The following is a 2,627-nucleotide window of genomic DNA, read 5'->3' as shown; positions in this document are numbered from 1 at the left end:
TCCTGGGCCATCGCCAGGGTCGTGGGGCCGGCCTCGTCGTCGGCGTCGGGGTCGCCCCCGTCGTCGTCGAGCTCCACCCAGCCCCGCAGTGACGCGACGGCCGGGCACCGCCGGTCGGCCAGCGCGGCGTGGAGTTCCACGTCGGGGTTCAGGCCGGGTTGGACCAGTCGGAACACCTTGACCATGAGGTCGTCGCCGAACACCAGGGACGAGTTGGACTGCTCGCCCTCGAGCAACCTGCCCCGGGCGGGCTCGGGGGCGGGAGCGCCCGGGACCAGGCGGAACCGCAGCCCTCCCACCTCGTCCTGCGCGGAGAGGTGCGACACCAGTGACTCGGTCCCGCGCGGATCACGCAGTCCGTCGTAGACCACCGGTGAGGCGCCGTCGGGGGTCAGGGGGAGTGTCCGGCGGTCGTCCGGCAGGGTCCGCGCGGTGGCCAGTGGGACCTGATAGCGCTGTGGTCGCCCGTCCACCTCCACGTCCACCAGCAGGTGCTCCACCAGGACGTCGACGTGGTCGAGCAGCACCGCCCGCCGGGCGATCCGCACCGCCGACAGTCGCCGGCCCTTTCCCGCGAACCAGCGTTGTCCGGGGAGCCACTCGGTCAGCAACCTGACCATGGCGTCGTCGTCGACGGGGGTGATGCTCATGCCGCGCCTCTCATGCCGGGGTGTCCGTGGGACTGCGCAGCTCGAGCCAGTAGAAGCCGTAGCCGGGCAGGGTGAGCTGGTACGGGTCGGCGTCGATCTCGGGGAACGGGACCCCGCCGGTGAGCTCGGTGGGCCGGCGTCCGGCGAACTCCGAGAGGTCCAGGCGCACGGCCTGCGGGAACCTCGAGAGATTGTTGACGCACAGGATCACGTCCGCCCCTGGGTCCTCGTCCGGGGCCCCCATCGTCCGGAGATAGGCCAGGATGCTCGGGTTGGACCCACCCAGATCGGTGAACTCGCCGCGCCCGAACGCCGGATGGCTCTTGCGCACGTGGATCATGCGTCGCGTCCAGTGCAGCAGGCTGGCGGTGGAGTTGAGCTGCGCCTCCACGTTGACGCCCTGGTAGCCGTACTGCGGGTCCATGATCACCGGGAGGTAGAGCCGGCCCGGGTCGCACCGGGAGAACCCGGCGTTGCGGTCGGGGCTCCACTGCATCGGCGTGCGCACGGCGTCGCGGTCGCCCAGCCAGATGTTGTCACCCATGCCGATCTCGTCGCCGTAGTACAGCACCGGGGACCCGGGCAGGCTGAGCAGCAGCGCCGAGAACAGCTCCAGCTGGTTGTGGTCGCCGTCGAGCAGCGGGGCCAGGCGGCGGCGGATGCCGATGTTGGCCTTCATCCGCGGGTCCTTGGCGTACTCCGCGTACATGTAGTCGCGTTCCTCGTCCGTCACCATCTCGAGCGTGAGCTCGTCGTGGTTGCGCAGGAAGATGCCCCACTGGGCGGAGGACGGGATGTCGGGGGTGTGCGCGAGGATCTCGGTGACGGGGAACCGGGACTGACGCCGCACCGCCATGAAGATCCTGGGCATCAGCGGGAAGTGGAACGCCATGTGGCACTCGTCGCCCACCTCGGGCTCGCCGAAGTACGCCACCACGTCCTCGGGCCACTGGTTGGCCTCGGCCAGCAGGACCCGGCCGGGGTACTCCTCGTCCACCACCGCCCGACACTTGCGCAGGAACTCGTGCGTCTCGGGGAGGTTCTCGCAGTTGGTGCCGTCGCGCTCGAACAGGTACGGCACGGCGTCCAGGCGGAACCCGTCGATCCCCAGGTCCAGCCAGAAGCGCAGGACGTCGATCATCGCCTCCTGGACCTCGGGGTTGTCGTAGTTGAGGTCGGGCTGGTGGGAGAAGAAGCGGTGCCAGTAGAACTGTCCGCGCACCGGGTCGTAGGTCCAGTTGGACGACTCGGTGTCGACGAAGATGATGCGCGCGCCGGGGTAGCGGGTGTCGTCGTCGGACCACACGTAGAAGTCCCCGTACGGGCCGTCCGGGTCGGTGCGGGACTCGGTGAACCAGGCGTGGGTGTCGGAGGTGTGGTTCATGACGAGGTCGGTGATCACGCGGATGCCCCGCCGGTGGGCCTGGTCGAGCAGTTCGACAAAGTCCTCGACGGTGCCGAACTCCGGCAGCACGGTGCGGAAGTCGCGGATGTCGTACCCGCCGTCGCGCAGCGGTGAATCGTAGAAGGGCGGCAGCCACAGGCAGTCGACGCCCAGCCACTCGAGGTAGTCCAGCTTGCCTATCAACCCGCGGAGGTCGCCGGTGCCGTTGCCGTCCGAGTCGTTGAAGGCCCGCACCAGCACCTCGTAGAACACGGCCGACTTGTACCACTCGCGGTCGATCTCCAGCTCGGACGCGTGCCGGTAGTCGTCGGCGCTGGGTTCGACCACGTGGCCGTCGTCCGTCAGCCCGGGTTCGGCCGTCCGGGGGTCGGAGGGGCGGGGGTCGGATATGTGGCGCGACGTGGGTGCCATGGCCGCAGCCTACGGCCCCGTACGATCCGGTGCATGGGGAAATTCGACCCGGGCGCGAGGGTCCGCGACCTCGCCGACGCGCATCGGGACCGGCACGGCCGCCGCGCCCGTGCGCTGGCGGGACGGTTCGAGGGCGACGACGACGAGGTGGTCGTGCGCCC

The 2,627-nt window shown here is 70.0% G+C and carries 1 protein-coding gene and 1 pseudogene; both read right to left on the bottom strand.

Going from position 1 to position 2,627, the window contains the following annotated elements; genetic code table 11:
• Positions 1-650, bottom strand: a pseudogene (locus tag G6021_RS17775) (hypothetical protein); the annotation flags it as partial.
• Between the two features lie 10 nt (positions 651-660).
• The gene (treS, locus tag G6021_RS12060) at positions 661-2,466 is read right to left on the bottom strand and encodes a maltose alpha-D-glucosyltransferase (RefSeq protein ID WP_241736538.1); all 1,806 of its coding nucleotides are present in this window, start codon (positions 2,464-2,466) and stop codon (positions 661-663) included.
• Positions 2,467-2,627: the final 161 nt, after the last annotated feature.

This window comes from Dietzia sp. CW19 (assembly GCF_014145265.1).
GTDB classification, from domain to species: domain Bacteria; phylum Actinomycetota; class Actinomycetes; order Mycobacteriales; family Mycobacteriaceae; genus Dietzia; species Dietzia natronolimnaea.
Note: the sequence above shows the minus strand (reverse complement) of the source record. Positions and strands in the feature narration are given on the sequence as shown.